Genomic DNA, 26,999 nt, shown 5'->3' with positions numbered 1-26,999 from the left:
CGAAGCGCGGGCGTTATTGCCATTTACCGCCATGGCGGGGTCGGTGTTGGGCGTGGCGCTGCAATTGCAGCAGGCCATGCTTTGGAATTGGCGATGCTACGCGGCCATCGTGACAGGAGGATGCATCCTGGCGGGGCTGTCGGCTTGGGGTGTGCGCCGACGGGTGCGCGTGGCCGGTGTGTGGGGCTTGTCTGTGAGCGTCGCGCTGCTGGTGGGCGCATGCCTGGGCGTCGGCTTGACCGGCCTGCGTGCCGTGGCCTATGCGGGCCAGACGCTCGACTCGCGCGTCGAAGGCCGCGATGTGGAGGTGACCGGTGTGATCGCCCAGATGCCGCAGCACGGCGAAGGCGGCGTTCGTTTCCGGCTGAATGTGCAGTCGGCCCGCGAGGTCGCGCCAGCGGGCCGCGGCGCGCCGGTGGCACTGCCTTCCACGCTGGCGCTCGCCTGGTATGCGACCCGAAGCGGTGGGTGGGGCCGCGCGGGTGAGGCCGCCGCGCAAATCGACCCGATGGACGATGCGCCCGCGACCCTGCACGCGGGCGAACGCTGGCGCTTCACGGTGCGCCTGAAGGCGCCGCACGGCGCGCTCAATCCGCATGGTTTCGACCATGAGCTCTCGATGTGGGAGCAGGGCGTCCAGGCCATGGGATCGGTGCGCACCGGCGCGCGCGATGCGCCACCCGAGCGGCTGGGGGCCACGTGGCGCCATCCCGTCGAGCGCGTGCGCGAAACGGTCCGCGACGCGGTGTTCGCGCAGGTGGCCGACCGCCGGATGGCGGGCGTGATCGCCGCGCTCGTGACCGGCGATCAGGGTGCCATCGAACGCAACGACTGGGACGTCTTCCGCGCGACCGGCGTTGCCCATCTGATGTCGATCTCCGGGTTGCATGTGACCATGTTTGCCTGGCTCGCCAGCGCCGTGGTGGGCATGCTGTGGCGACGCAGTTCACGGCTGATGCTGGCCTGGCCGGCGCCCCATGCCGCCGTTGTCGGCGGTGTGTTGTTGGCCGCGCTCTATGCGCTTTTCAGTGGCTGGGGTATTCCGTCGCAGCGCACGGTGTGGATGCTGCTGGTGGTCGGCCTGCTGCGGCTTTCGGGCCGGCGCTGGCCCTGGCCTTTCGTGTGGCTGGCGGCCTGCTGGACCGTGGTGGTGGCTGACCCCTGGGCGCTGATGCAGCCGGGCTTCTGGCTGAGTTTCGTTGCCGTCGGCGCACTGTTCGCCACCGATGCGGGTGCTGCGCCCATCGGGGGCGGCACCGCGGCGTCGCGCGCGCGGCACATGTTGCGCGAACAGTGGGTCGTGACGCTGGCGCTCACGCCGCTGACCTTGTTGCTGTTCCAGCAGATATCGGCTGTCGGCTTGCTCGCCAATGCGGTGGCCATTCCCTGGATCACGCTGGTGGTGACGCCGCTGGCCATGCTCGGCGCGGTCGTTCCAGCCCTTTGGACCCTGGCGGGCTGGGCGGTTCAGGCCCTGAGCCTGGTGCTTGGCTGGCTCGCCAGTTGGCCTTTCGCTACCCTCTCGATGCCCGCGCCGCCGCTTTGGGCTGCGGTGGCCGGTATCGCGGGCGGCGTGTGGATGACCATGCGGCTGCCGGCCGCGCTGCGCCTGCTCGGGTTGCCGCTGTTGCTGCCCGTGTTGCTCTGGCAGGTGCCCCGGCCTGCCGAAGGCAGCTTCGACCTGCTGGCCGCAGACGTGGGGCAGGGCAATGCCGTGCTGGTGCGGACGGCACACCACAGCCTGCTGTATGACGCGGGCCCGCGCTACGGTCTGGAGAGCGACGCGGGCAACCGCGTGCTCGTGCCGCTGCTCGCCGCGCTCGGAGAGCGCCTGGACATGCTCGTCCTCAGCCATCGCGACGTCGACCACATCGGCGGCGCCGAGGCCGTGCTGGCGACCCAGCCACAGGCGGCGCTGCTCAGTTCGATCGAAGCCTCGCATCCGCTGCAGGCCCTGCGCCCGGCCCAGCCCTGTGTCGCCGGGCAGCAATGGCGGTGGGACGGGGTCACCTTCGAAGTGCTCCATCCCCGTGCCGACGACATCGCGTTTCTGAGCAAGCCCAATACGCTGTCCTGCGTGCTGCGCATCCACGCCGGCACGAACGCGGTGCTGCTGGCAGGCGACATCGAGCGTCTCCAGGAACTGGCGCTGGTGACGCGCACATCCGCTCTGGGCGCCGATCTGCTGCTGGTGCCTCATCACGGCAGCAAGACGTCGTCTAGCGATGCGCTGCTTGATGCGGTCGCACCGCGCATCGCGCTGGTTCAGGCGGGCTACCGCAACCGCTTCGGGCACCCCGCGCCCGAGGTGGTCGATCGCTATCGCCTGCGCGACATCGCGCTGGTCGAATCGACCCGCTGTGGCGCAGCATTCTGGACAAGCATGCGGCCCGGCGACCTGCAATGTCATCGCCAGCAGGCCCGGCGCTACTGGCATCACGCCGTGCCGCCCATGGACGCGGACTGAATTATTTGCGTCAAAGGGAACACAGATATGGCCTCGAACTTGCTAAGCTATGCCGAAGGAGATCGGTCGTTCCATGCACAAATTTGACGAAATGTACGAGCAGCTGCCTTACAGCGATGCTGCGATCCGGAGCCATTACAAGCGCTACGACCAATGGCTGTCACGACAGCCCGGTGAGCTGATGCGATCGAGGCGCGAAGAGGCCGAGATGATCTTCCGCCGTGTCGGCATCACCTTCGCGGTCTACGGCGCCAAGGACGAGGACGGCTCCGGCACCGAACGCCTGATTCCGTTCGATCTGTTGCCGCGCATCATTCCTTCCCACGAATGGGAAAGCATGGAAAAAGGACTGGTGCAGCGCGTCACTGCGCTCAACCGTTTTCTCCACGACGTCTACCATGACCAGGAAATCATCAAGGCCGGCATCATTCCGGCCGAGCAGATCCTGAACAACGCGCAGTTCCGCCCCGAGATGATGGGCGTGACGGTGCCCAACAACGTCTACTCCAACATCTCGGGCATCGACATCGTCCGTGCGCCCGACGCCGACGGCAATGGCGAGTACTACGTGCTCGAGGACAACCTGCGCGTGCCCAGCGGGGTGAGCTACATGCTCGAGAACCGCAAGATGATGATGCGGCTGTTCCCCGACCTGTTCAGCCAGAATCGCATTGCGCCGGTCGCCCATTACCCCGACCTGCTGCTGGAGACGCTGCGTGCGAGCGCGCCTGCCGCCACGGCCGAGCCGACGGTGGTCGTGCTCACGCCGGGCATGTACAACAGCGCTTACTTCGAGCACGCCTTCCTCGCCCAGCAGATGGGCATCGAGCTGGTCGAAGGACAGGACCTGTTCGTCAAGGACAACTTCGTCTACATGCGCACCACGCGTGGACCCAAGCGCGTCGACGTGATCTACCGCCGTGTCGACGACGACTTCCTCGACCCCGAGGTGTTCCGCCCCAGCTCCACGCTCGGCTGTGCGGGCCTCATGCGCGCCTACCGCGAAGGCAACGTCGTGATCTGCAACGGCGTGGGCACCGGCGTGGCCGACGACAAGTCGATCTACCCCTACGTGCCGAAGATGATCGAGTTCTATCTCGGCGAGAAGCCGATCCTGAAGAACGTGCCGACCTACATGTGCCGCAACAAGGACGAGCTGCAGTACACGCTCGACAACATGAAGGACCTGGTCGTCAAGGAAGTCCACGGCGCGGGGGGCTACGGCATGCTCATCGGCCCGGCCGCCACGCAGGCCGAGATCGACGACTTCAAGAAGGCCGTGCTCGCCAAGCCCGATGGTTACATCGCGCAGCCCACGCTGAGCCTGTCGACCTCGCCCACGTTCGTCGACGCCGGCATTGCGCCGCGCCACATCGACCTGCGCCCCTTCGTGCTGTCGGCCAAGGAGGTGCAGATGGTGCCCGGCGGCCTCACCCGCGTGGCGCTGAAGGAGGGTTCGCTGGTGGTCAACTCGTCGCAGGGCGGCGGCACCAAGGACACCTGGATTCTCGAAGCCGATCGCCGCAGTGCTGCCAAGACGGCCGCGCCTGCCGCCACGCAATCCCAAACCCAAACCCAGTCGGCCTGAAGCACCAAGAGGAAAGCACAGACATGCTGTCACGCACCGCCGACCACCTCTACTGGATGTCGCGATACACCGAGCGGGCCGAGAACACGGCCCGCATGCTCGACGTCAACTACCAGACCTCGCTGCTGCCGCAGTCGGCCGAAGTCGCCAAGTTCGGCTGGCAGGGCCTGCTGTCGATCAGCGAGCTGCTGCCCGCCTATGACAAGAAGTACGACCAGATCGTGCCGAACGACGTCATGGAATTCATGGTCAAGGACGAGGAAAACCCGTCGTCGATCGTCTCGTGCCTGAAGGCCGCGCGCGAAAACGCGCGGGCCGTGCGCGGCGCGCTGACCACCGAGGCCTGGGAGACCCAGAACACCACCTGGCTCGACGTCAACCGCATGCTGCGCGCTGGCGAATTCGAACGCGACCCGGCCCAGTTCTTCGAATGGGTCAAGTTCCGTTCGCACCTCTCCCGCGGTGTGACGCTGGGCACGATGCTGCAGGACGAGGCCTTCTACTTCTCGCGCCTGGGCACCTTCCTCGAGCGCGCCGACAACACGGCACGCCTGGTTGATGTGAAGTTCCATGCGCTCAACAGCGAATTCTTCGGCACCGCGACCGAAGAAGACCAAGAGTACGACTTCTATCACTGGAGCGCGATCCTGCGCAGCGTCTCTGCCTTCGAGGTCTACCGCAAGGTGTACCGCGACGTGATCAAGCCCGAGCGTGTGGCCGAACTGCTGATCCTGCGCGCCGACATGCCGCGCTCGCTGCATGCCAGCCTGGCGGAGGTCGTGGCCAACCTGGCGAAGGTGCAGAACGACCAGAGTGCCGAGACGCAGCGCCGTGCCGGCAAGCTGTTGGCCGACCTGCAGTTCGCGCGGGTCGACGAAATCCTTGCGACCGGCCTGCACGCCTACCTCACGCAGTTCCTCGACCGCGTGAACGAGCTGGGATGGCGCATCAGCCAGGATTTCCTGGTTCCGGCTAAATAGGGCTCGCCCCCAGGCTGCGCGGCACTTCGTGTCCGCTGCGCCTACCCCCTACCGGGGGCAACACCTGCGGCCGGGCGGAGCCCGTTCCGCGGTGTTTCTGGTGGGGGCCTACCGAAGACAAGGCCGGGCATAGCCCGGCTTTGTCTTCGGTGGCCGGCACCGTCCGCGCCAGCGTGGTTGTTGCAGGTCAGCGAGCAGTACGGATGGCGGATTTCGGCCGAAAGGCCTTGCAAACCGCATCGTCGGTTTCCAGGTACGGGCCGCCGATCAGGTCGATGCAGTAGGGCACTGCGGCGAAGATGCCGGGCACGGCTTGCGAGCCGTCGGCATTCTTCAGGCCTTCGAGCGTTTCCGCGATGGCCTTGGGTTGGCCGGGCAGATTCATGATCAAGCTCTGGCCGCGGATCACTGCGACCTGGCGCGACAGGATGGCGGTGGGCACGAAGCGCAGGCTGATCTGGCGCATCTGCTCGCCGAAGCCGGGCATTTCCTTGTGAGCCACCGCCAGCGTAGCCTCTGGCGTCACGTCGCGCAGTGCGGGTCCGGTGCCGCCCGTGGTCAGGACCAACGCACAGCCAGCCACGTCGACCAGTTCGATCAGGGCCGCGCTGATGCCGGCCTGCTCGTCGGGGATCAGGCGTTCCTCGAAATGGACTGGATTGCGCAGCGCGCGCACGAGCCATTCCTTGAGCGCGGGCAGGCCCTTGTCTTCGTACACGCCCGCCGATGCGCGGTCGCTGACGGAGACCAGGCCGATCTTCACCGGGTCGGCGTCGAGCAGGAGGCTCATGCGTCCTGCTCGCGCGACTGCTCGCCCGCCTCGGCGGCACGATCGGCGGCGCCGTGCGCAGCCAGTTGGGCGCGCACGAGCTGGAACACCTCGCGGTAGGCCTTGCCCTGGCGGGGCGCTTCACCGGGCAGGCCGGCCTTGATGTCCTTGCGCGCCTGGCGCAGCAGGGCGCGCAACTGCTGGATGTCGGTGGCCGGATGCGTTTCGATCCAGCCGCCGAGCGCGTCGTCGTCCGCAATCAGCAGGTCGCGCCAGCGTTCGGCCTCGTGCAGCACCGCCGTCTCCTCGGCCGGCGCGCGGTGCTGCTCGTCGAGTGCGGCGCGCACCGTGTCGAGCACGGCCGGGTCGAGGCCGCGCATCAGCTTGCCGATGAATTGCATCTGCCGGCGCTTGCCCTCGAAGTTGGTAATGCGGCGGGCTTCGACGATGGCATCGACCAGTTTTTCGCCGAGCTCCAGTTTGTCGAACAGGCCAGCGCGCAGGGTGAGGAGATCCTCGCCGAGCTTCTGCAGCTCGGCGCTTTCGCGTTTGAGGTCGGTCTTGCTGGATTCGTCAGTGCCCTTGAGCTCGCGCTTGAGCTCCAGGTCGAGTTCGCTGCCTTCTGCAACGAACTGTCCACGGACGAAGTAGCCTTTTTTGGGTTTGCGGGACATGAGAGAGGGGAAATCTGTAGGCTTGCCACGGGAAGCCGGGGGCCGCAAGTATCATAGCCAACACATGAAGACATCCTCTGCGCGCGTTGAATCCGGCTTTGCCTACAGCCGTTCCTTCTTTGAAAACCTGGTCGATTCGGCCCTGGCGCATGCCAAGAAGCTCGGTGCCACCGATGCGGGCGCCGAGGCCTCCGAAGGCTGCGGCCTGAGCGTCTCCGTGCGCAAGGGCGAACTTGAAAACGTCGAGCGCAACCGCGACAAGTCGCTGGGCATCACGGTGTACGTCGGCCACCGCCGCGGCAATGCGAGCACCTCCGACTTTTCCGATGCCGCGATTGCGCAGACGGTGCAGGCGGCCTACGACATCGCGCGCTTCACGGCCGAAGACCCGGTCGGGGGCCTGCCCGACGAAGCCGACATCACCAAGTCGCAACCCGAACTCGATCTCTTCCATCCCTGGGACGTCACCAGCGAGCAGGCCGCTGCACTGGCGCTCGAATGCGAGGAAGCCGCGCTCTCCACCGACCGGCGCATCACCAACAGCGAAGGCGCGGGTGTCTCGGCGCAGCAGAGTCATTTCTTCAGCGCCCACACCCACGGCTTTCGTGGTGGCTATGCGAGTTCGCGCCATTCGATCTCGGTCGCGCCCATTGCAGGCAAGGGCAACGACATGCAGCGCGATTCCTGGTACAGCTCGATGCGTTCGGCCGATGAACTGGCCAGTGCCAAGGCCGTGGGTCGCTATGCCGCCGAACGTGCGCTGTCGCGGCTGAAGTCGCGCAAGATCAAGACGACGCAGTGTCCGGTGCTGTTCGAGTCGCCGCTGGCGGCGGGTCTGCTGGGCGGGCTGGTGCAGGCGACCAGCGGTGGCGCGCTCTACCGCAAGAGCACCTTCCTGCTCGACTCGCTGGGCAAGCCGGTGCTGCCTCCGCACATCGACGTGGCCGAAGACCCGCACATCCTGCGCGGCAAGGGCAGTGCGCCTTTCGACGATGAAGGCGTGACCACCAAGGCGCGCAAGATCGTGGACGCGGGCCGGCTCGAAGGCTATTTCCTGAGCACCTATTCCGCGCGCAAGCTGGGCATGAAAACCACCGGCAATGCCGGCGGCTCGCACAACCTGACGCTCACCTCGCGCCTGACTCACGCGGGCGACGACCTCGACGAAATGCTGCGCAAGCTCGGCACCGGCCTGTTCGTGACCGAACTGATGGGCCAGGGCGTGAACTACGTAACGGGCGACTACTCGCGCGGCGCGAGCGGCTTCTGGGTAGAGAAGGGCCGTATCGCCTTCCCGGTCGAAGAGATCACCATTGCTGGCAATCTCAAGGACATGCTGATGGGCATCCAGGCCGTCGGCGCCGATGCCTACAACTACGGCGCCAAGACCACCGGGTCGCTGCTGATCAATCGGATGAAGGTCGCGGGCTCCTGAGCGCCGCGACGGCCGCCTGGGCCGTCAGCCTGCCGGCGCTGCGATCAGTGCCTGCAGCAGGCCCTGCGCGTGCAGTGACAGGTCGGCCGCCTGCTGCGGCATGCAGGCCAGCAGCGTGCGCGCAGCCCAGGGCTCGTCGAGCGACGCACGGCGCAATTGCATGGTGCGCGCGCAGCGGCGTGCCGCGGTCTGCGGCACGATGCCCACGCCGATGCCCTGTTCCACCATCCCGCAGACCGCCTCGAAGCTGCCCACGCGAACGCGGTAGGCCAGTCTCTGGCCCTGGCGCCTGGCATGCAGGGCAATGTGGCGCTCGAACGGGCTGTCTTCGGCCAGGCCGACCACGGCCTGCTGTGTCAGCTCGGCCAGTCGTACCCGGCGCCGGCGCGCCAGTGCGTGGCCCGCTGGCATCACGAGCATCAGGTCGTCGCGACGAAAGGCCATGCGCGCGAGACCCTCGGTATCGACCGCATCCGAGACGATGCCGATGTCGCACAGGCCCGCGCGCAATGCGTCGACGATGGCATCGCTTGCACGCTCTTCCAGGGCGACGGACACCTGCGGATGGGTCGCGAGGAAGCGGCCCAGCGGCTCAGGCAGGTGCTCCGTCATGGCCGACGTGTTGCAGAGCAGCCGCACATGGCCCTGCAGCCCGGCGCCATAAGCGCCCAGCTCGCCGCGCAGGCGTTCCATCTGCGCCAGCACCGTTCGTGCGTGATGCAGCAGCGTGCGGCCGGCCTCGGTGGGGCGAACACCTTGGGCATGGCGCTGCAGCAGCGGGTGGCCCAGCAGGTCTTCCATGGCGCGCACCCGCTGGCTGGCGGAGGCCAGGGTCATGTGGGCGCGTTGCGCGCCGGCCGTGAGGCTGCCGGCCTCCACGACACAGAGGAACACACGCAGGTCGGTGAGATCGAATCGCATGACGCAAGGTAGCACGCGGCGCGGGGAAGGCCTCAGCCTGTGCCTGAGGCTGGCTGCGCCAGATCCGCATTGGCCGCGGCGTGCACATTGCACAGACTGCGGGCATGCCTTCTCTTCAACTCATCGTTCTGGCCTCCGCCGTTTTCCTCCTCGCGGGCATCATCAAGGGGGTGGTCGGCCTGGGCCTGCCGACGCTGTCGATGGCGCTGCTCGCGCTCTGGATGCCGCCGGTGGAGGCGGCGGCACTGTTGATCCTGCCATCCTTCGTCACCAATGTCTGGCAGCTGCGGCCATGGTCGGCACTCGGGCCGGTGCTGCGCCGTGTCGCAGGTCTGCAGGTGGGCATTGCCTTGGGCACGCTGGGTGGCGCCTGGTTTTTCGGCGCACCCGCGGGTGCCGCCGGGGCACGCACCCTGCTGGGTGCGGCGCTGCTCGGCTACGCGGTCTGGGGCCTCGCCGGGCGTTCGTTCGGTGCCTTCATGCTGGGGCCGCAGCGGGCTCGCTGGTTGGGGCCGTGCGCGGGCCTCTGCACGGGCGTGGTGACGGCGCTGACCGGCGTGTTCGTCGTACCGGCGGTGCCCTATCTCCACGCGCTGGGCCTGCAGCGCGATGCCTTCGTCCAGGCGATGGGCGTGTCGTTCACGACGGCGACGGTGGCACTTGCTGCGGGGCTGGCCGGCACCGGCAACTATCAAGCTGCCGATGTGCCATTGTCCCTGGTACTCTTGTTGCCGGCGTTGGCCGGCATGGCCCTGGGGCAGCGCCTGCGCGAGCGTTTGCCGCTGGCCGTGTTTCGACGCTGTTTTTTCGGGGGACTGGGGCTGTTGGGCGCGTACCTGATGCTCGGCCTCGGCCCTTGAGCCTCAGGTGTTCAGGTGCGCGCGCAATCGCTCGATCGCCAGCCGGTAAGGCATTGCAAAGCCGTCGATGGGTTCGGTGGGTGTGAGCCAGCGGAACTCGAACACCAGGCCGTCTTCTTCCGGGCTGCCGCTGGCAACGTGCGAGAAGGTTTCGGGCCAGTCGCGGTCGGTGTGCATGGCGTACAGATGCCACAGTTGGGCGTGTCGATGCACGTTGCCCTCGACGCCGGCTTCGCATTCACGGTCGAGGGTGCCGAGCGGCACCAACGGGCCCTCGAAGCGGATGCCGGACTCTTCCAGCAGTTCGCGCCGCACCGCATCTTCGGGCGTTTCGCCAGGCTCGACCGTGCCCTTGGGCAGCTGCATGCCACCGTCCTGGGGATGATCGAAAACCAGCAGGCGGCCGCGCCGGTCCACCAGACAGGCGCACGCTTTGGGGATCGGACCGCTGCCGGTCGGCGGCAAAAGCTCAGGCACCTGAGAGGGCTGCCTTCACGGCAGCGCTGACCTGACCCATGTCGGCCTTGCCGGCCAGGCGCGTCTTGACGGCGCCCATGACCTTGCCCATGTCGCCGGGGCCCGAGGCACCCAGTTCCGCCACGATGGCCTTGACTTCGGCAGTGACTTCATCGGCGCTCATGCGCTGTGGCAGATAGGCTTCGAGGACCTTGATCTCGGCGGCTTCCTTGTCGGCCAGATCGACCCGCCCGCCTTGCGTGAACGCGGCGATCGAGTCCTTGCGCTGCTTGACCATCTTGTCGACGATGGCGATCACCGCCGCATCGTCGAGCACCACGCGTTCGTCGACTTCCTTTTGCTTGAGCGCTGCCAGCAGCAGGCGGATGGTGCCCAGGCGTTCGGCGTCCTTGGCGCGCATGGCAGTCTTCATGTCTTCGGTGATGGTGTCCTTGAGGCTCATGGCGTCTTCCTTCTGGCGGGTCTTGCGCAAACTTGCGGGATCGAAATTGCGGGGATCGAAAAAACAAAAGCCGCGGCAGGGTGACCTGGCGCGGCTCGTTGCAGTGGTGGGCTGTCTCAGCGTGGCTGGACAACCCGACCGATGCAAATGCTCAGTACAGCTTCTTGGGCAGCTGCATGCTGCGCACGCGCTTGTAGTGGCGCTTGACGGCCGCAGCCTTCTTGCGCTTGCGCTCGGCGGTCGGCTTTTCGTAGAACTCGCGGGCACGCAGGTCGGTCAGCAGGCCGAGCTTTTCGATGGTGCGCTTGAAGCGACGCAGAGCGACGTCGAAGGGCTCGTTTTCTTTAACGCGGATGGTGGTCATTGATGAATCGTTGAACTGAATTTGGCCAGGGGAGATCGAGGCCCCGGGCCGGGGTTCCTCAACTGAAAAATTTTGAGGCCGTTGAGGGAAGGCCAAAGTTAGCCGGAGATTATAGCACTGAAGCCGGTCGCAGCGCCATCGCGCAGGCGTGCGCGCTGGCCCAGGCCCATTGGAAGTTGTAGCCGCCCAGCCAACCGGTCACGTCGACCACCTCGCCGATGAAATAAAGCCCGGGCTGTTTGGACTCTAGCGTCTGTGACGACAGGTCGCGCGTGTCCACGCCGCCGGCGGTGACCTCCGCCTTCTTGTAGCCCTCGGTGCCATCGGGTGTGATCTGCCAGCGAGCGATGCGCTCGGCCAGTTGCGTGAGCGCGCGGTCGGTGGCCTCGTTGATCGGGCGCTGAAGGGCAGGGTCTTCGCCCACCCACGCGTCAGCCAGGCGCGACGGTACCAGCATGGCGAGTTCGTTGGCAATGCGCTTGCGCGAGCGTGCCTTGGCCGCGCTCAACGCCTCGCTGACTTCGACGCCCGGCGCGAAGTCGATGGTCAGCGGCGTGCCTTCCTGCCAGTAGCTGGAGATCTGCAGCACGGCGGGGCCCGACAGGCCTCGGTGCGTGAACAGCAGGTCTTCCATGAAGTGCATGCGCGTTTTCTTGCTGCCGGTTTCGATCTGCACTGGCAACGCCAGCCCCGCCAGCGAGGCGTAGGGTGCCCATGCTTGCCCCGCGAAGGTCAGCGGCACCAGGGCCGGCCGCGGCGCGACCAGGCGCAGGCCGAACTGTTGCGCAACGCGGTAGCCGAAGTCGCTGGCACCAAGTTGGGGAATGGACAGGCCACCGGTGGCAACGACCACCTGCGCCGCATCGACCGTGCCACGGTCGGTTTCCAGTCGATAGCAGCCTGCCTGCGTGTCGTTTCCTGCCTCGAAGGCGAGCCGTTTCACGCCGCAGGGCTGCCAGCGTTCGACATTGCCGGCATGGCATTCGGCCAGCAGCATGTCGATGATCTGCTGCGAAGGTCCATCGCAAAAAAGCTGGCCCTTGTGCTTTTCGTGGTGGGCAATGCCATGCCGGTCCATCAGTTCGATGAACTGCTGTGGCGTGTAGCGCGACAGGGCCGAGCGGCAGAAGTTCGGGTTCTCGCTGACGAAATGCTTCTGCGGCGCACGCACGTCGAGATCGCGGTTGGTGAAATTGCAGCGGCCACCGCCCGAAATGCGAATTTTCTCGGCCACACGGTCGCTGTGGTCGATGAGCAGCACCCGCAGGCCGCGCTGGCCTGCCTGCGCCGCGCAGAAAAGCCCGGCAGCCCCGGCACCGATGACGACGACGTCGAAGTTCAAGCGCTCAACCCTTCCACACGAACGGAAACTTCAACTGCTTGAAGAAGCCGTTCGGCACGTAATCGCCCAGCACGCCGTATTGTTCCGGCCAGAGTTTGGTGCTCTTGACGGCGGTGCCGAAGAGGTAGTCGAGGAAGGCGTAGTGTGCCGCGTAGTTGCGGTCGAGCGCTTCCTGGTCCTGCGCATGGTGCCAGTGGTGGAAGTTCGGTGTCACGATGAGGTAGCGCAGCGGACCAAGCCGCACGTTGACGTTGCAGTGGTTGAACACCGCCTGGAAGCCGACCACCACGATGTACGCGTCGATCACTTCCTTGCTGAAACCCAGCACGTAGATCGGTGCGAGCACCAGCGTGCGCGTGATCAGCAGTTCCAGGATGTGCTGGCGCGAGCCGGCCATCCAGTCCATGCTCTTGACGCTGTGGTGCACGGCATGCAGGCGCCAGAGCACCGGCACCTCGTGGTAGGCGCGGTGCGTCCAGTACTGCACCAGGTCGGCGACCAGAATGATCAGCAGCACACCGGCCCAGAATGGCAGGCCAGCGATCCAGCCACGGATGCCGTCGTTGGCGGCCCAGCCGAAGAACTTGTGCACCATCAGGTTGGTCGCGAGCAGCACGAAGCCGACGATCATGTGATTGACCACGAAGTGGTGGAAGTCGGTCTGCCACTCGGCCCGGAAAATTGGCTGGTCCTTGCGGTGCGCGAACAGTTTCTCGATGAAGATGAAGATCAGTGCCGAGCCCAGCAGGTCGAGGATGAACCAGTCCAGTCCGATGTAGGGTGTGTTGTCCGCGAAGTCGTGGACCGGCACCTTGTGGCCGCCGAGCAGCGCTGCCGCCACCACGAACAGGAACGCTGCCGACGACAGCCAGCGCGAGCGGTTGAACACGATGTTGACCAGGGCCAGCCCGCCCGCCACGACCATCGCCACCAGCAGGATGGTGCGCATGATGTCCACGTTGTAGCTGCGACGCAATTCGGGCGTGGTCAGGTACTGCGGGAAGTGGAAGGCCAGCACACCGAGGAAGCACAGGATGCCCAGGCTCAGCGCGATGGTGCCGGTGACCAGACCCTTGCCGCGCTGCAACTCGCCATGGCTGGCGGTGAATTCGTTGAGTTTGTCCAGTTCCAGCATGCGTCTCCCCGCTTTCTATTCATAGAGTCCGCCGGGATTCTAGGCCGCAGCAACAAGCCGGCGAGAGCGCCTGGCCGCACCCTCGCTTGCTGCTGAGCGACGCCCGCAGCCCGTACCGCAGCGTGCCCTGGGGTTGAGCGCAATCGCGTTGGGCCGCCTTCAGGTGCCGAAGCGTGTGGACTGACCGACGGCGGCAGCCATGCCGCGCAGCACATCGCCGACCACGATCACCGAAGGGCTGCCCAGGCCGTTGTCTGCCAGATCGTTGGCCAGGCGGCCCAGCGTCGTCAGGATATGGCGCTGTTGCGGCAGGCTGGCGTGCTGGATCACAGCCACCGGCGTCTGCTCGGCCATGCCGTGCAGCAGTTCGCGCTGGATGTGGGCAGCGCCAGCCACGCCCATGTAGATCACGAGCGTGAGCCGGGCGTTGTGCGCGGTGGCCGCGAGCGCGCGCCAGTCGGTCGGGTCTTCGGCGGCGCCCGTACCCGTCTTGGCGTGGCCGGTCACGAACATCACGCCCTGGGCATGGTCGCGGTGTGTCAGGGGCACGCCCAGCGAAGTCACGGCCGCCAGCCCGGCGGTGATGCCGTTGACCACACGGACCTCGATGCCGGCTTCGCGCAGGTGCTCGACCTCTTCGCCGCCGCGGCCGAAGATGAACGGGTCGCCGCCCTTGAGGCGCACCACCGTCTCGCCTTCGCCGACCGCCGTGATCATCAGCTTCTCGATGAAGGCCTGCGGCGTGCTCTTGCAGCCGCCGCGCTTGCCGACGTAGACGATGCGCGCCTGCGGTCGCGCATAGCCGAGCACCGCTTCATTGACCAGGTCGTCGACGAACAGCACCGTGGCTGCCTGGATGGCCTTGACGGCCTTGAGCGTCAGCAGCTCGGGGTCGCCCGGGCCGGCGCCGACGAGCGTGCAGCTGCCGCGCAGAAAGGAGGGGTGGAGTTCGTTCATGCTGGACCTGCGATTGCTGCGATTTTTCGGATCTGTTCGACCTGCCGCGCGATGGCGTCGGGCAGCGGCGCCTCGCCCGCGAGCACGCGGCGCGTGTAGTCGACCGTGGTGGCCAGATCGATGGCTTGGGGAAGTCCGGGCACTTCGGCCAGGGTGCCGGGTTGCTGCACCTGCAGCGAGAGGCGTTCGCCACGCACGAAGCCGTCGACCTGCGCGGTGCGGCGCGGGTCGCTGACGACCTCGCCCTCCATGCCGCGCGAGAGCAGGGCGGTGGTGCGCGTCAGCTCGAAGGTCTGCGCCATCGACTGGGCGTATTCGGGATGCGTGTAGCTCGCCACGATCACGCAGGGCCCGAGCGCCGGCTGCATCAGCTTGACGACGCTGTGCGCGGGGTTGCGCAGGCCGACGACGCGGCGCACATCGAGCAGGCGCTTGAGGCCGGCGTTGAGCAGTTCGGTGGGGGCGAAGGCGACTTCACCTGCGGCGATGGGCCGCACGGTGTCGAGTGCCGGCACGTCCATGGCGGCCAGCACGCTGGAGGCGAGCACCCGGCTCGATTCGGTGGCCGCGCCGTGCATCAGCACCGGCAGGCCTTCACGTGCCAGCAACAAGGCGAGCAGCGGGGTGAGCACCGGCAGCTTGCGTGCGCCGTTGTAGCTGGGCAGCACGATCAGCGGCTGGCCTGTAGAGGGAAAACGCACCAGCCGGGCGTGGGTGGCGTCGAGAAAACCCGCCATCTCTTCGGGCGTCTCGCCCTTGATGCGCATGGCTAGGCAGAAAGCGCCGACTTCCAGGTCGGTGACGCTGCCGTCGAGCACCTGGCCGAACAGGTCGGTCGCCTGTTCGCGCGTGAGCGGACGGGCGCCTCGCGCACCGCGGCCGATTTCCTTGATGTAGTGACTGATTCCCATGGGTATGCCGATTGTCCTGCAAGCCTTATGCCGAAATCCGGAACGGCTTATGCCGTTGCCGCCACCGGGACGGGCGTGGATGCGATCTCCGAAGCGGTCATGCGCACCATGCGTTTGAGCTCGGGCACGCAGGAGCCGCAGTTGGTGCCGCATCGCAGGCCGGCCTGCAGGCTGGCCAGGCGTTCGCTCTCGCTGCCTGTGCCACTGCGCAGGGTCGTCGCGATGGCCGTTTCGGTCACGCCGAAGCAGCTGCACACGACCTTGCCGCGCGCGGCCACGCCGGCCGGCGCGGTTGCACCGGGGCGCAGCAACTGACGGCCAAAGGACTGGGCGGGCAATTGGTCGAGCAGCAGTGTCTTGATCCATGCCTCGGCGCGGGTGTCACCCGCCAGCAGGAAGCCTTCGAGCTGTGCTTCCTGGGCGTTGGAGGCGTTGCGTACCAGCCGCATGGCGCGCCGCTGGCCGCGGCGCACATCCGCATAGCGCAGCGTTTCATCACTCGCGAGCCCGAGCAGCGCCTCGATTTCCATCAGAAGTGCGGCAGGCGGTGCTTCGTAGGCGGCTGCGCGAAACAGCACGCCGCTGCGCTCGGCCGCACCGCCCTGCAGCGCACCGCCTGCGCCGAAAGGCACGCAACTCGCAAACGCAAACCTGGCCATCAGCGCACGCAGCGCTTCGCGCGTGGCCTGGAGCCGGTCGGCAGGCAGCCAGGCGGCGGCCAGCAGCGACCAGGGCAGTTCGGCCTTCAGGATGCGGACGGCTGCATGCTTGAGTTCGGGCTGCTTGGAATCGGGGCAAAAGACCGGCAGGGTCAGCGCATTGACGCCGGCGATGCGCTCGCCGCTGCTCGATTGGCCGCTGAGGTATTCCTCGCCCCAGTGCATGGCAATAAAGGACTGGTGCGGGCCAACCTCGGTGCTGGCGCGCACGGGCAGCACCAGCGCGCCCCGCCGCGAGGACACCTGCACCAGGTCGCCGTCGCCCAACTGCAGGCGCGCCATGTCCTGGCCGTTCATCTGCACCAGCGGCTCGGGCACATGGCCGAACAGACGGCCCAGCGTGCCGGTGCGACTCATGCCGTGCCATTGGTCGCGCAGCCGACCGGTGTTCAGCGAAAAGGGAAAACGCTCGTCGCGCGCCTCGGCCACGGGCTGATAGGCGGCGTTGTGGAAGCGGGCCCGGCCATCGGGCGTGGCGAACACACCATCCTCATACAGGCGCGCCTTGCCAAGGCTGCGCCCGGTGGCCGGACCCGTGGCGGGACCTGTAGCCTGGTCTTCAGGACACGGCCATTGCTGCGGTCCTGCGGTGTCGAGCAAGGCCCAGCTCAGGCCCGTGATGTCGAGGTCGCGTCCGCGCGTGGTTTCGCGGTGTTCGTTCCAGATCGCTTGGGCGCCGGCCGGGTCGTCGAGCGTATAGGGGAAGAGGGTGCCCGGCGCGCGCCGGGGCAGCCGCGCTTCAAGCCGGGTGGCGAAATCGGCGACGGCCGACCAGTCGTGCCGCGCGGCGCCCGGCGCGGGCACGGCCGGGCGCACCCGCGAGATGCGGCGCTCGCTGTTGGTCACCGTGCCCACTTTCTCGCCCCAGGTGGTGGCCGGCAGCAGCAGATCGGCATAGGCGCAGGTGGCGGTGGTGGCAAAGGCTTCCTGCACCACCACGAATTCGCAGCGTTCCAGCGCGCGCCGCACGGTGGCCTGGTCCGGCATGGACTGGGCGGGGTTGGTGCAGGAAATCCACAGCGCGCGAATCTCGCCGTCGGCTGCGGCCTGGAACATCTCGATGGCGGTCTTGCCCGGTGCGGCGGGCACGTCGGCCACGCCCCAGAGCGCGGCCACTTCGGCACGGTGGCCTGCGTTGGCAAGGTCGCGGTGCGCGCTCAGCAGGTTGGCCATGCCGCCGACTTCACGCCCGCCCATCGCGTTGGGCTGACCGGTCAGCGAGAAGGGGCCGGCGCCGGGCTTGCCGATCTGCGCGGTCGCCAGATGCAGGTTGATCAGCGCCGCGTTCTTGGCCGTGCCCGACGACGACTGGTTCATGCCCATGCAGTAGAGGCTCAGCGTGCTGGGCGAGTTGGCGAACAGCCGCGTCGCTTCGATGAGTGCCGAAGGTTCGATGCCGCAGACCTTCGCGACCTGGTCGGGTGTGCAGTCGCGTACCGTGCGCTCGAGCGCATCGAAGCCGCTGGTGTGGCGGGCAATGTAGGCGGGCTGTGTCCAGCCTTCTCGCAGCATCAGGTGCAGCATGCCGTGGAACAGCATGACGTCGGTGCCGGGCTGGATGGCCAGGTGCAGGTCGGCGATTTCGCAGGTGTCGGTGCGCCGCGGATCGATCACGACGATCTTCATCGCCGGGTTGGCGCGCCGGGCGTCCTCGATGCGGCGGAACAGGATCGGGTGCGCCCAGGCCGTGTTGCTGCCGACGATGAAAAGGCACTGCGCGTCCTTGAAGTCGTCGTAGCAGGATGGTGGGGCGTCCGAGCCCAGGGTCTTTTTGTAGCCCGCCACGGCGCTGCTCATGCACAGGCGCGAGTTGGTGTCCAGGTTGTTGGTGCCGATGAGGCCCTTGGCCAGCTTGTTGAAAACGTAGTAGTCCTCGGTGAGCAGCTGGCCCGAGACGTAGAAGCCGACCGCATCGGGGCCGTGGTCGGCGATGATCCGCGCGAACCTGTCGGCTGCAACGTCGAGCGCCTGCGCCCACGGCACGGATGCTGCGGCGCTGCCGCGTTGCAGGCGCTGCATGGGCTGCAGCAGCCGCGTCTGCATCGTCACGGCGGCACTGGCCGTCAGGTGCAGGGTGGAGCCCTTGGTGCACAGGCGGCCGAAGTTGGCCGGATGCTCAGGGTCGCCGCGCACGCCGGTGATCTGGGCGCCCTCGGACTCGATGATCACGCCGCAGCCGACGCCGCAGTAGGGACAGGTGGAACGGGTATCGGTCATCGTGGGAAGGGGTTGGCGCACGGTGGGCTCAGGCATGCGGTTGACCGGCATCGTGCGGGATCGATTCGCCGAACATCAGCTGGTCGCGGATCTGCGCCACGCTGAGGCCTTCGCGCAGCAGCCGGAAGTACCAGCTGCCGTCGACCGTGTCGCCGTACAGGCAGGCGCCGACGAGCTTGTCGTCCTTGATCACCAGCTTCTTGTAGACGCCGCCGAAAGGATCGTTCATGACGATCTCCTCGCAGCCCTCGCCACCCATGAAGTCGCCCGCGGAGAACAGGTCGATGCCGGTGACCTTGAGCTTGGTCGAGGTGAGCGAGCCTACGTAGCGGCCATAGCCCATTTCTGCCAGGTGATTGGCGGCCACCTTGGCCTGCTCGAACAGCGGTGCGACCAGGCCGTAGGCAATGCCGCGATGCGCCGCGCATTCGCCCACTGCGTAGATGCGCGCGTCGGTCACGGTCTGCAGGGTGTCGGTGACCACGATGCCGCGGTCGCAGTGCAGGCGCATCGATTCGGCCAGCCCGACGTTGGGCCGGATGCCCACGGCCATGACCACCAGGTCGGCCATTTCCTCGCTGCCGTCCTTGAAACGGATGGCCTTGACGCGGCCGTCTTCGTTGCCGACCAGTTCCTGTGTGTGGGCGCCCAGGCGGAACTTCAGGCCGCGTTCTTCCAGCGACTTGCGCAGCAGGTCGCCGGCCACGCGGTCGAGCTGGCGGTCCATCAGCCAGGCGTTGACGTGCACCACGGTCACCGTCATGCCGCGCAGCATCAGGCCGTTGGCCGCTTCCAGGCCGAGCAGGCCGCCACCGATGACCACCGCATGCCGGTGCGTGCGGGCCGTGTCGATCATGGTGAGCGTGTCGGCGATGTCGCGGTATGCGATCACGCCCGCCAGGTCCTTGCCCGGCACCGGCAGCATGAAGGGCGAGGAGCCCGTGCACAGCAACAGGCGGTCGTAGGGCGCCTCGACGACGTCGCCCTGCGCGTCCACCGCACGCACGATGCGCTTGACGCGATCGACCTCGACCACCTTGCGACCTGCATGCACGGTAATGTGGTTGTCTTCGTACCACGACCAGGGGTTGAGCACGATCTCGTCAAGGGTCTGCTCGCCCGCCAGCACGGGCGACAGCATGATGCGGTTGTAGTTGGGATGCGGCTCGGCACCGAAGACCGTGATGTCGTACAGCGTGGCGTCGATCTTCAGCAGTTCCTCGAGCGTGCGGACGCCGGCCATGCCGTTGCCGACGAGCACGAGCTTCTGTTTGTTCACACGCATGTCCATCCCCTTCGTGGGCTGCACCAAAAACAAAAAAGGCGTCCGCATGGGCATGCACCAGCTAAGCCGATGCATCCATGCGGACGCCTTTGTCCTGAGAACTGCTGCAACGCCTTTGCCGCAGCAGTCCGTGCGTTCAGGCATGCAAGCCCTGTGCCAGCATTAGCTGGCGGGCACGCACACGATTGGGGCGCCTCCTATTTCGACGCGGGCAGCGCGTAGGCGATCACATAGTCGCCGCGATCGGGCGACTGGCGCGCACCGCCAGCGGTGATGACCACGTACTGCCGGCCGGTGGCGGGCGACACGTAGGTCATCGGACCGCCCTGGCTGCCCACGGGCAGGCGGGCTTTCCACACCTCCTTGCCGCTGGCGCTGTCGAAGGCGCGCAGGTAGAAGTCTTGCGTTCCGGCGAAGAACACCAGGCCCGACTGGGTAGCCAGCGAAGGGCCGAGGGTCGGCATGCCGATCGGGATCGGCAGGTGCATCTTGATGCCCAGCGGACCGGTGTCGCGCACCGTGCCCACCGGCACCTGCCAGGCGATCTTGCGCGTCTTCAGGTCGATGGCGGTCATGGTGCCGAAAGGCGGCGCCTGGCACGGAATGCCCAGTTGTGACAGGAAGCGCTGGCGCATCGCACCGAATGGCGTGCCTTCCTGCGGCACGGCACCCATCTCGATGCCGCTGGCGTTCTTAGGCATCTTGTCGCGCGGGATCATGTAGTTGGCCAAGCCCAGGCGCATGTCGTTGACGAACATGGTGGCGGTGGTCGGGTCGACCGACACGCTGCCCCAATTCATGCCGCCGAGCGAGCCGGGCATCTGCAGTGCATGGTCCAGGCCCGGTGGCGTGTAGACCCCTTCGCTGCGCATGCCCTTGAAGCTGATGCGGCAGAGCAGGGCGTCGAAAGGCGTGGCACCCCACATGTCGGACTCGGTCAGCGTCGTGTTGCCGATCGAGGGCATGCCCACCGAGAAGGGCTGCGTGGGCGAGTAGCGCTCACCCGGAATGCTGCCCTGTGGCACCGGCTTTTCCTGGACCTCCGCGATCGGCACGCCGGTCTCGCGGTTGAACATGAAGATCTCGCCCTGCTTGGTCGTCTGGATCAGCGCCGGCTGCGTGCCGCCCTGGCCATTGGGCACGTCGTAGAGCAGCGGCTGGGCCGGCAGGTCGAAGTCCCACAGATCGTGGTGGGTGGTCTGGAAATGCCAGCGCACCTTGCCGGTCCTGCCTTCGAGCGCGACGATGGACGAGCTGTACTTGTCTTCCTCCGCCGTGCGATGGCCGCCGAAGAAGTCGGGCGTGGCATTGCCCGTGGGCAGGTAGACCAGGTCGAGCTTCGGGTCGTAGGACATCGCGGCCCAGACGTTGGGCGCGCCGCGCGTGTAGGTCTTGCCGTCTGCCGGCAGACGGGTGACGGCCGGGTTGCCCGAGTCCCAGGCCCAGACGAGCTCGCCACTGACGACGTCGAAAGCGCGCACCACGCCTGGTGGCTCATCGACCGACCAGTTGTCGGCAACGCGGCCGCCAACGATGACCAGTCCGCCTGCGATCAGGGGGGTCGAGGTCTGCTGGTAGTAGCCGAACTTGATTTCGCCCATGCCCACCGACAGGTCGACTGTCCCCTTGTTGCCGAAGGCTGCGCAAGGCTGGCCGCTGGTGGCGTCCAGCGCGATCAGGCGTGCGTCGAGCGTCGGCAGCAGCAGGCGCTTGCGGCAATCGCCGGCCACGCTGTTGCCCGCCGCTGCGGCCGGTGGGGTGCCGCCAGTCGGCACGGCGGTCGCAGCCAGCGGGGCGTCCTGGTCGAAGTAGCCCAGGCCGCGGCAGCGTTGCCAGTTCGGCCCTTTGGCCTGCGGATCGAATTTCCAGAGCTGCGCGCCGGTGTCGGCGTTGAGTGCGAGCACCTTGCCATAGGCCGTGCACACGTAGACGGTGTCACCGATCTGCAGCGGCGTGTTCTGGTCTTCAGCGCCAGACCCCGTGCTCACGGGGATGTCGCCGGTGTGCGCGGTCCAGGCCACTTCGAGCTGGTTCACGTTCGACTTTGTGATCTGGTCCAGCGCCGCGAAGCGGTCGCCCGCCGTGGTGTTGCCCCAGTGCTGCCAGTTCTTCTGCGCCGTCTGGGGCGTGACGGGCACGGGCGTGGGTGCGGTGCCCTGTGCGGCAATCACGGGCGTCGGCACGAAGGCGTAGCCCCCGGTGGCGATCAGTGCGACCGCCAGCAATGCGGCCAGCGCGTGGGCGCCGCGACCGGCCGTGCGGCCGGAGGCGCGCGCAAGCGTCGGATAGGCCAGCGCAATCAGCAGGCCGAGCACGGCCAAGGCCACCAGGCGCGACACCAGGGGCCAGAAGTGCAAGCCGGCATCGGCCACCGCCCAGATCGCCGTGGCGACCAGCGTGAGGGCGAATAGCAGGGCGCCCGAGGGGTTGCCGCGTGCGATCAGCAGGCCGGACACCAGCAGCGCCACGCCGGCGAGCACGAAATACAAGCTGCCGCCGAGGACCGCCAGATAGGCGCCTCCCACGGCGAGGAACAAGCCCATCAGGATCGTGAGCGCGCCCAGTGCACGCAGGATCCAGAGGCCACCAACGGGTGAACCCAGGTTATTTTTCATCGAAAGAATTCCATTCCTTGCCAACACGGACGGCGGATGACCGTCCAGAAGGAAAGGATTCTCTGCGATCTAGATGAAAACCCTTATTGCATTGTTTGGTTTCACGACGTTGATGTAGTGGCCGGGGCTTGCCGCACCGAGAGAAAAACGCGCCGAGGCGCGTGGGCGCATGAGCGCTGTGATGACTGGCTCAGGCCGCTTTTTCGACGTGCCCCTGCCGCGTGTAGAGGAAGTCGATGACCGCCTTGCGGTAATGCACGTAGGCCGGGTCTTCAGCCAGTTCGACGCGGTTGCGCGGGCGTGCGAGTTCGACGCTGAGCACCTCGCCGATGGTCGCCGACGGTCCGTTGGTCATCATCACGATCTTGTCGGACAGCAGCACGGCCTCGTCCACATCGTGCGTCACCATGACGACCGTGCTCTGCGTCTTTTGCACGATGGCGAGCAGTTCGTCCTGCAGGCGCGCGCGGGTCAGGGCGTCGAGCGCGCCGAAGGGCTCGTCCATGAGCAGCACCTTGGGTTCCATGGCCAGCGCCCGGGCGATGCCCACGCGCTGCTTCATGCCGCCGGAGATTTCACCCGGGCGCTTGTGCGTGGCGGGCGTCAGGCCGACCAGCGCGAGTGCCGCCTCGGTGCGCGCCTTGAGCTGCGCCTTGTTCTCGGTCGGACCGAACACGCGTTCCACGCCCAGGTACACGTTTTCGTAGCAGGTCAGCCAGGGCAGCAGCGAATGGTTCTGGAACACCACGGCGCGTTCCGGCCCGGGCCCGCCGATTTCCTTGTTCGCGCACAGCAGCGTGCCTTGCGTGGGCATGGTCAGGCCCGCAATCAGGCTCAGCAGCGTCGACTTGCCGCAGCCCGAGTGGCCGATGAGCGCGACGAATTCGCCCTTGGCGACTGTCAGGTTGATGTCGCGCAGTGCCTGGAATGGGCCTTTGGCCGTCTTGAAGGTCTGTTCGACGTTCTGGATGTCGATGAATTTGCGGTTCTGGAGGTCGAGCGTTGCGTTCATGATTTCACCTCTTCGAACGTGAAGGCCGTGGCGATCTTGATGAGCGCGAACTCGAGGATCAGCCCGACGATGCCGATGACGAAGATCGCGATGATGATGTTGGCGACGTTGAGGTTGTTCCACTCGTCCCACACCCAGAAGCCGATGCCCACGCCGCCGGTCAGCATTTCGGCCGCGACGATCACCAGCCATGCGGTGCCCACGGCCAGCCGCACGCCGGTCAGCATGTAGGGCAACACGGCCGGGAACAGGATCTTGGTGAGGATCTTCCACTCGCTGAGGTTCAGCACCCTGGCCACGTTCATGTAGTCGCTCGGCACGCGTTGCACGCCGACGGCCGTGTTGATGATCATCGGCCAGATCGAGCAGATGAAGATGGTCCAGATGGCCGCCGGGTTGGCGCCCTTGAACACCAGCAGCCCGATCGGCAGCCAGGCCAGCGGTGACACCGGACGCAGCAGGCTGATCAATGGATTGAACATGCGTGCCAGGAACTCGAAGCGCCCGATGGCAAAGCCCGCCGGAATGCCCACCAGCGCCGCCAGGCCGAAGCCCAGGGCCACGCGCTGCAGCGACGACAGCACGTTCCAGCCAACGCCCTGGTCGTTCGGGCCGTTGCTGTAGAACGGATCGCTGAACACCTTGACGGCCTGCAGCCAGGTCTCGTAGGGCGCCGGGAAGCCGCCGCCGCTGCGCATGGCGATCAGTTCCCATACCAGCACCAGCAGGCCGAAGCCTGCCAGCGGTGGCAGCACGCGCATCCAGAAGCGTGCAAGGTTGATCGGCCTGCGTGGCGCAGGTTCAGGCGCCTTGTGCACCGAGGCGGGCGCAGCGGCCGACTTGGGTGCCGAAGCCGTATCAACGGCCTCCAGCGGCGAATGGAAAACAGCGCTGACCATGTTGACCGCTCCTTATGCCTTGATCTTGAAGCCGTCGGCGTAGGCCTTCGGGTTCTTGCCGTCCCACACGACGCCGTCCATCAGCTTGCTGGTGCGCATCGTGTCCTTGGGTACGGGCGTCTTGCTGGCCGCGGCAGCCTGCTTGTAGAGGTCGATCTGGTTGATCTCGGTGGCCACCTTCAGGTAGTCCGGATGCTCCTTCAGGATGCCCCAGCGCTTGTGCTGGGTCAGGAACCACATGCCATCCGACAGGTACGGAAAGTTGGTGGCACCGTCGTTGTAGAACTTCATGAAGTTCGGGTCGTCCCAGTTCTTGCCCAGGCCGTTGGTGTAGCGGCCCAGGATGCGCTGGTTGATCGCGTCCACACTGGTGTTGACGTAGCTCTTCTCCGCGATCGTCTCGGCCATCTTGTTCTTGTTCTGCAGGCCGGTGTCGATCCAGCGGCCGGCTTCCAGGATCGCTGCGGTCACGGCACGCGCCGTGTTCGGGTACTTCTTGGTGAATTCGGCCGTGGTGCCCAGCACCTTTTCCGGATGGTCCTTCCAGATGTCCTGCGTGGTGGTGGCGGTGATGCCGATGCCGTCCATGATCGCGCGCTGGTTCCAGGGTTCGCCCACGCAGAAGCCGTCCATGTTGCCGATGCGCATGTTCGCCACCATCTGCGGTGGCGGTACCACGATCGACTTCACGTCCTTGACCGGGCTGATGCCGTTGGCCGCCAGCCAGTAGTTGAGCCACATGGCATGGGTGCCGGTCGGAAAGGTCTGGGCGAAGGTGTATTCGCGCTTGTCGGCGGCGATGGTTTTGGCGAGCGACGGGCCGTCGACCGCGCCTTTTTCAGCCAGCTTCTTGCTCAGCGTGATGGCCTGCCCGTTGTTGTTCAGGTTCATGAGCACGGCCATGTCCTTCTTCGGGCCACCCACGCCCAGATGCACACCGTAGACCAGGCCGTAAAGCACGTGGGCGAAGTCGAGGTCGCCGTTGACCAGCTTGTCGCGCACGCCGGCCCAGCTGGCCTCCTTGCTCGGCACGATCTTCACGCCGTATTTCTTGTCGATACCCAGCACGGAAGCCATCACCACGCTGGCGCAGTCGGTCAGCGGAATGAAGCCGATCTTGACCTCTTCCTTTTCCGGCTTGTCGGAGCCCTGCGCGTAGGCCAACGCACGCAGCGCCGGGTCGATGCCCACCGCGCTGGCGGCAGTGACCTGCAGCACGCGGCGGCGACTGAGCTTGGTTTTCAACAACAGATCGGACATGGGGCGAACTCCAGAAGAAAGAGGCGAAGCAAAAACAAAAAAGGCGTCCGCACCCCGCAAGGGTTGTGCTCGATCACGAGCACCTTGCGGGTGCGGACGCCTTTGTCCGGTACGGCCGGTGGCACCCGTCGTTGGATGCCGCCTGCCTGAAGACCTCTTCGGTCTATGGCTTCCTCTCAAGCAAACTGCATGCCAATGTCGATGTGCCGTGATTTGCTATTGAAAGAGGAGCAATGGCGCCTTGAGCGGCAAGCTGAAAGGAGGGAATTGGGCGCGGCCCGAAGGCGGGCACGGTTGTTGTGCGCCGCACCATTGCCGCTCATCGTGCGCTCAGTTCTGCTTGCCGATGGGGAGGTATTCGGCCATCGAGAGCACCGATTCGGCCACATCGACCACACGGCGGTTCTGGCTCATGGCCGTCTGGCGCAGCATCTTGTGCGCTTCTTCCTCGCTCAGGCGGCGGTGCGCCATCAGAAGCCCCTTGGCGCGCTCGACCAGTTTGCGCTCGTTGAGCGTGGCGCGCACGGTGTCGAGCTCGTCGCTCATGGCCTGCAGGCGCTGCGATTGTTCCTGCACCATTTCGAGGATCGAACGCTCGAGCTGCCTTCCGTAAGGCGAGCCGGTGCCGAGCGCCGTTGGCGAGGTTGTGGCGCTGTCAGGCGGGATGACATCGAAGAAGGCTGTGGATTCGCTGCCTCCTTCCTGTTGCAGTTGCGCCAACAGGTCTTCATGGCCTTGCAACTCGGCACGCGCGTGTGCGGTCTTGGTGTCGCAGCGCTCGCGCAGCTCGGCCGCCAGGCTTTCCTCCACGGTCTTCATGCTGTCGATCCGGTGCGTGCAGCAGTCGAACCAGGTTCGGCTGAGTTCCGGGTCGAGGGCTACGCCTGCCGGCGCGGCGCAGGCGATCCGGCGCAGGCGTTCGAGCTCTGCCAGACGTGCCGCGGGCTGGCTGGCGAGCCATCGCGCACCGAGCTCGGCGCTCGAGAAATCCACGAAAACCTGAAAGCAACGCTCCTGCGATTCGATCAGGTGCAGCCATTGCTGCTGGCGCGCGCTGTCGTTGCGGCCTGACGTGAAGGCGGCCGCACCGCAGGCGCGTTCCTGGCCGGCGAATTCCTTGCCCTGCATGAAATTGAACATGGCGACCAGCAGGCGTGAGATTTCCGGATCCGTGGCGCCATCGGCTGCCTCGAACACCACCGCCAGCAGACCGGCCACGAGCTTGACGAACGCGTTGGTGGCATCGGCCGGTGGCACGCCGAGGGCGCCGATGCGCTGGCGCAGGTCGGGCAGAGCGTCCAGCCCGGGCAGCACCCAGGCGATGCGGCTGAAGAGCCGGGTGCCGTTTCCCACGCGGCTGGCGTCGGCCTCCAGTTGATCGAAGCCCTGGCGCACGGCCTCTTCAAGTTCGAGGCAGACGGCGATCTGGGCCTGTCGTTCTGCGGCAAAGCGGGTGCCGCCCGACGCCAAGAGCACATTGGTCAGGCCCCGCTCGCGCTGCAGCGCATGCACCAGCCGGCCGATCGTGCCGACCAGTTCACTGGTGCGCGCCAACTGCTCGAGCTCGTTGATTTCGCAACGAAGCGCTGCAATCAGAAAGCTCAATCCGGATTTCATCTGTCGTGGGTCCATTCAAGGGGCGTTCCCGAAGGTCATGCAGCAACATCCAT

21 protein-coding genes and 1 pseudogene are annotated in these 26,999 nt (G+C 66.4%); 5 read left to right on the top strand and 17 right to left on the bottom strand.

Annotated elements, in window-relative coordinates; genetic code table 11:
* Positions 1 to 31: 31 nt before the first annotated feature.
* From J2W36_RS18820 to J2W36_RS18810, 3 genes are all read left to right on the top strand, one after another.
* Positions 32 to 2,467 carry a DNA internalization-related competence protein ComEC/Rec2 gene (locus tag J2W36_RS18820; RefSeq protein WP_307691332.1) on the top strand — a complete coding sequence of 812 codons (2,436 nt, stop codon included), beginning with the start codon at positions 32 to 34 and terminating at the stop codon, positions 2,465 to 2,467.
* A 73-nt stretch (positions 2,468 to 2,540) separates the two neighbouring features.
* Entirely contained in the window at positions 2,541 to 4,055 is a 1,515-nt protein-coding gene (locus tag J2W36_RS18815; RefSeq protein WP_307691284.1) for a circularly permuted type 2 ATP-grasp protein, read from the top strand.
* Between the two features lie 23 nt (positions 4,056 to 4,078).
* Positions 4,079 to 5,035, top strand: coding sequence for an alpha-E domain-containing protein (locus J2W36_RS18810; protein ID WP_307691283.1), 957 nt, complete (start codon positions 4,079 to 4,081; stop codon positions 5,033 to 5,035).
* A 187-nt stretch (positions 5,036 to 5,222) separates the two neighbouring features.
* Here J2W36_RS18810 and mog read toward each other — a convergent pair whose 3' ends face one another.
* Together mog and yjgA are read right to left on the bottom strand one after the other, a co-directional pair.
* Complete coding sequence (gene mog / locus J2W36_RS18805) at positions 5,223 to 5,825, bottom strand: molybdopterin adenylyltransferase (RefSeq protein ID WP_307691282.1); 603 nt, start codon at positions 5,823 to 5,825, stop codon at positions 5,223 to 5,225.
* Positions 5,822 to 6,478 (bottom strand): ribosome biogenesis factor YjgA, encoded by a 657-nt coding sequence (gene yjgA, locus J2W36_RS18800; RefSeq protein ID WP_307691281.1) that lies wholly within the window; start codon positions 6,476 to 6,478, stop codon positions 5,822 to 5,824. The genes mog and yjgA overlap by 4 nt, the downstream gene beginning before the upstream one ends.
* 64 nt (positions 6,479 to 6,542) lie before the next feature.
* Between yjgA and pmbA the strand changes: the two genes are divergently transcribed.
* Entirely contained in the window at positions 6,543 to 7,913 is a 1,371-nt protein-coding gene (gene pmbA, locus J2W36_RS18795; RefSeq protein ID WP_307691280.1) for a metalloprotease PmbA, read from the top strand.
* Between the two features lie 24 nt (positions 7,914 to 7,937).
* Here the strand turns inward: pmbA and J2W36_RS18790 are convergent, their stop codons facing one another.
* Positions 7,938 to 8,834 carry a LysR family transcriptional regulator gene (locus J2W36_RS18790; protein WP_307691279.1) on the bottom strand — a complete coding sequence of 299 codons (897 nt, stop codon included), beginning with the start codon at positions 8,832 to 8,834 and terminating at the stop codon, positions 7,938 to 7,940.
* A gap of 104 nt (positions 8,835 to 8,938) precedes the next feature.
* Here J2W36_RS18790 and J2W36_RS18785 point away from each other — a divergent pair, with 104 nt between their 5' ends.
* A complete protein-coding gene (locus tag J2W36_RS18785) occupies positions 8,939 to 9,694 on the top strand; it encodes a sulfite exporter TauE/SafE family protein (protein ID WP_307691278.1) in 756 nt (251 codons plus the stop codon).
* A gap of 3 nt (positions 9,695 to 9,697) precedes the next feature.
* On the opposite strand, the gene J2W36_RS18780 is transcribed toward J2W36_RS18785, so the two are convergent.
* From J2W36_RS18780 to J2W36_RS18715, 14 genes and pseudogenes are all read right to left on the bottom strand, one after another.
* Entirely contained in the window at positions 9,698 to 10,171 is a 474-nt protein-coding gene (locus tag J2W36_RS18780) for an NUDIX domain-containing protein (RefSeq protein ID WP_307691277.1), read from the bottom strand.
* Positions 10,164 to 10,613: a GatB/YqeY domain-containing protein gene (locus J2W36_RS18775; RefSeq protein ID WP_307691276.1), complete on the bottom strand. Its 450-nt coding sequence runs from the start codon at positions 10,611 to 10,613 to the stop codon at positions 10,164 to 10,166. The genes J2W36_RS18780 and J2W36_RS18775 overlap by 8 nt, the downstream gene beginning before the upstream one ends.
* A 151-nt stretch (positions 10,614 to 10,764) precedes the next feature.
* Positions 10,765 to 10,977 (bottom strand): 30S ribosomal protein S21, encoded by a 213-nt coding sequence (gene rpsU, locus J2W36_RS18770; protein WP_007833691.1) that lies wholly within the window; start codon positions 10,975 to 10,977, stop codon positions 10,765 to 10,767.
* Positions 10,978 to 11,086: 109 nt separating this feature from the next.
* Positions 11,087 to 12,319: a BaiN/RdsA family NAD(P)/FAD-dependent oxidoreductase gene (locus J2W36_RS18765; RefSeq protein WP_307691274.1), complete on the bottom strand. Its 1,233-nt coding sequence runs from the start codon at positions 12,317 to 12,319 to the stop codon at positions 11,087 to 11,089.
* Between the two features lie 4 nt (positions 12,320 to 12,323).
* Positions 12,324 to 13,454 (bottom strand): sterol desaturase family protein, encoded by a 1,131-nt coding sequence (locus J2W36_RS18760; protein WP_307691273.1) that lies wholly within the window; start codon positions 13,452 to 13,454, stop codon positions 12,324 to 12,326.
* A 159-nt stretch (positions 13,455 to 13,613) separates the two neighbouring features.
* Positions 13,614 to 14,411: a uroporphyrinogen-III C-methyltransferase gene (gene cobA, locus J2W36_RS18755; protein ID WP_307691272.1), complete on the bottom strand. Its 798-nt coding sequence runs from the start codon at positions 14,409 to 14,411 to the stop codon at positions 13,614 to 13,616.
* Positions 14,408 to 15,322, bottom strand: a complete 915-nt coding sequence (ybiB, locus tag J2W36_RS18750; RefSeq protein WP_307691271.1) for a DNA-binding protein YbiB — start codon at positions 15,320 to 15,322, stop codon at positions 14,408 to 14,410. Before ybiB ends, cobA begins: the two co-directional genes overlap by 4 nt.
* 47 nt (positions 15,323 to 15,369) lie before the next feature.
* On the bottom strand, positions 15,370 to 18,258 hold the full coding sequence (locus tag J2W36_RS18745; RefSeq protein ID WP_307691270.1) for a nitrate reductase: 2,889 nt from the start codon (positions 18,256 to 18,258) through the stop codon (positions 15,370 to 15,372).
* A gap of 43 nt (positions 18,259 to 18,301) precedes the next feature.
* Positions 18,302 to 19,549 (bottom strand): annotated as a pseudogene (locus tag J2W36_RS18740) (NAD(P)/FAD-dependent oxidoreductase); the annotation flags it as partial.
* A gap of 191 nt (positions 19,550 to 19,740) precedes the next feature.
* The gene (locus tag J2W36_RS18735; protein ID WP_307691269.1) at positions 19,741 to 22,158 is read right to left on the bottom strand and encodes a membrane-bound PQQ-dependent dehydrogenase, glucose/quinate/shikimate family; all 2,418 of its coding nucleotides are present in this window, start codon (positions 22,156 to 22,158) and stop codon (positions 19,741 to 19,743) included.
* Between the two features lie 190 nt (positions 22,159 to 22,348).
* The gene (locus J2W36_RS18730) at positions 22,349 to 23,170 is read right to left on the bottom strand and encodes an ABC transporter ATP-binding protein (protein ID WP_307691268.1); all 822 of its coding nucleotides are present in this window, start codon (positions 23,168 to 23,170) and stop codon (positions 22,349 to 22,351) included.
* Positions 23,167 to 24,069: a nitrate ABC transporter permease gene (ntrB, locus tag J2W36_RS18725; RefSeq protein WP_307691267.1), complete on the bottom strand. Its 903-nt coding sequence runs from the start codon at positions 24,067 to 24,069 to the stop codon at positions 23,167 to 23,169. The genes J2W36_RS18730 and ntrB overlap by 4 nt, the downstream gene beginning before the upstream one ends.
* A 12-nt stretch (positions 24,070 to 24,081) precedes the next feature.
* Positions 24,082 to 25,329, bottom strand: a complete 1,248-nt coding sequence (locus J2W36_RS18720; protein WP_307691266.1) for a CmpA/NrtA family ABC transporter substrate-binding protein — start codon at positions 25,327 to 25,329, stop codon at positions 24,082 to 24,084.
* Positions 25,330 to 25,659: 330 nt separating this feature from the next.
* On the bottom strand, positions 25,660 to 26,946 hold the full coding sequence (locus J2W36_RS18715; RefSeq protein ID WP_307691265.1) for a nitrate regulatory protein: 1,287 nt from the start codon (positions 26,944 to 26,946) through the stop codon (positions 25,660 to 25,662).
* Between the last annotated feature and the right edge of the window lie 53 nt (positions 26,947 to 26,999).

This window comes from Variovorax ginsengisoli (genome assembly GCF_030811835.1).
GTDB classification, from domain to species: Bacteria; Pseudomonadota; Gammaproteobacteria; order Burkholderiales; family Burkholderiaceae_C; genus Variovorax; species Variovorax ginsengisoli_C.
The sequence above is the reverse complement of the archived record's forward strand: the minus strand, read 5'-3'. Positions and strand labels throughout refer to the sequence as shown.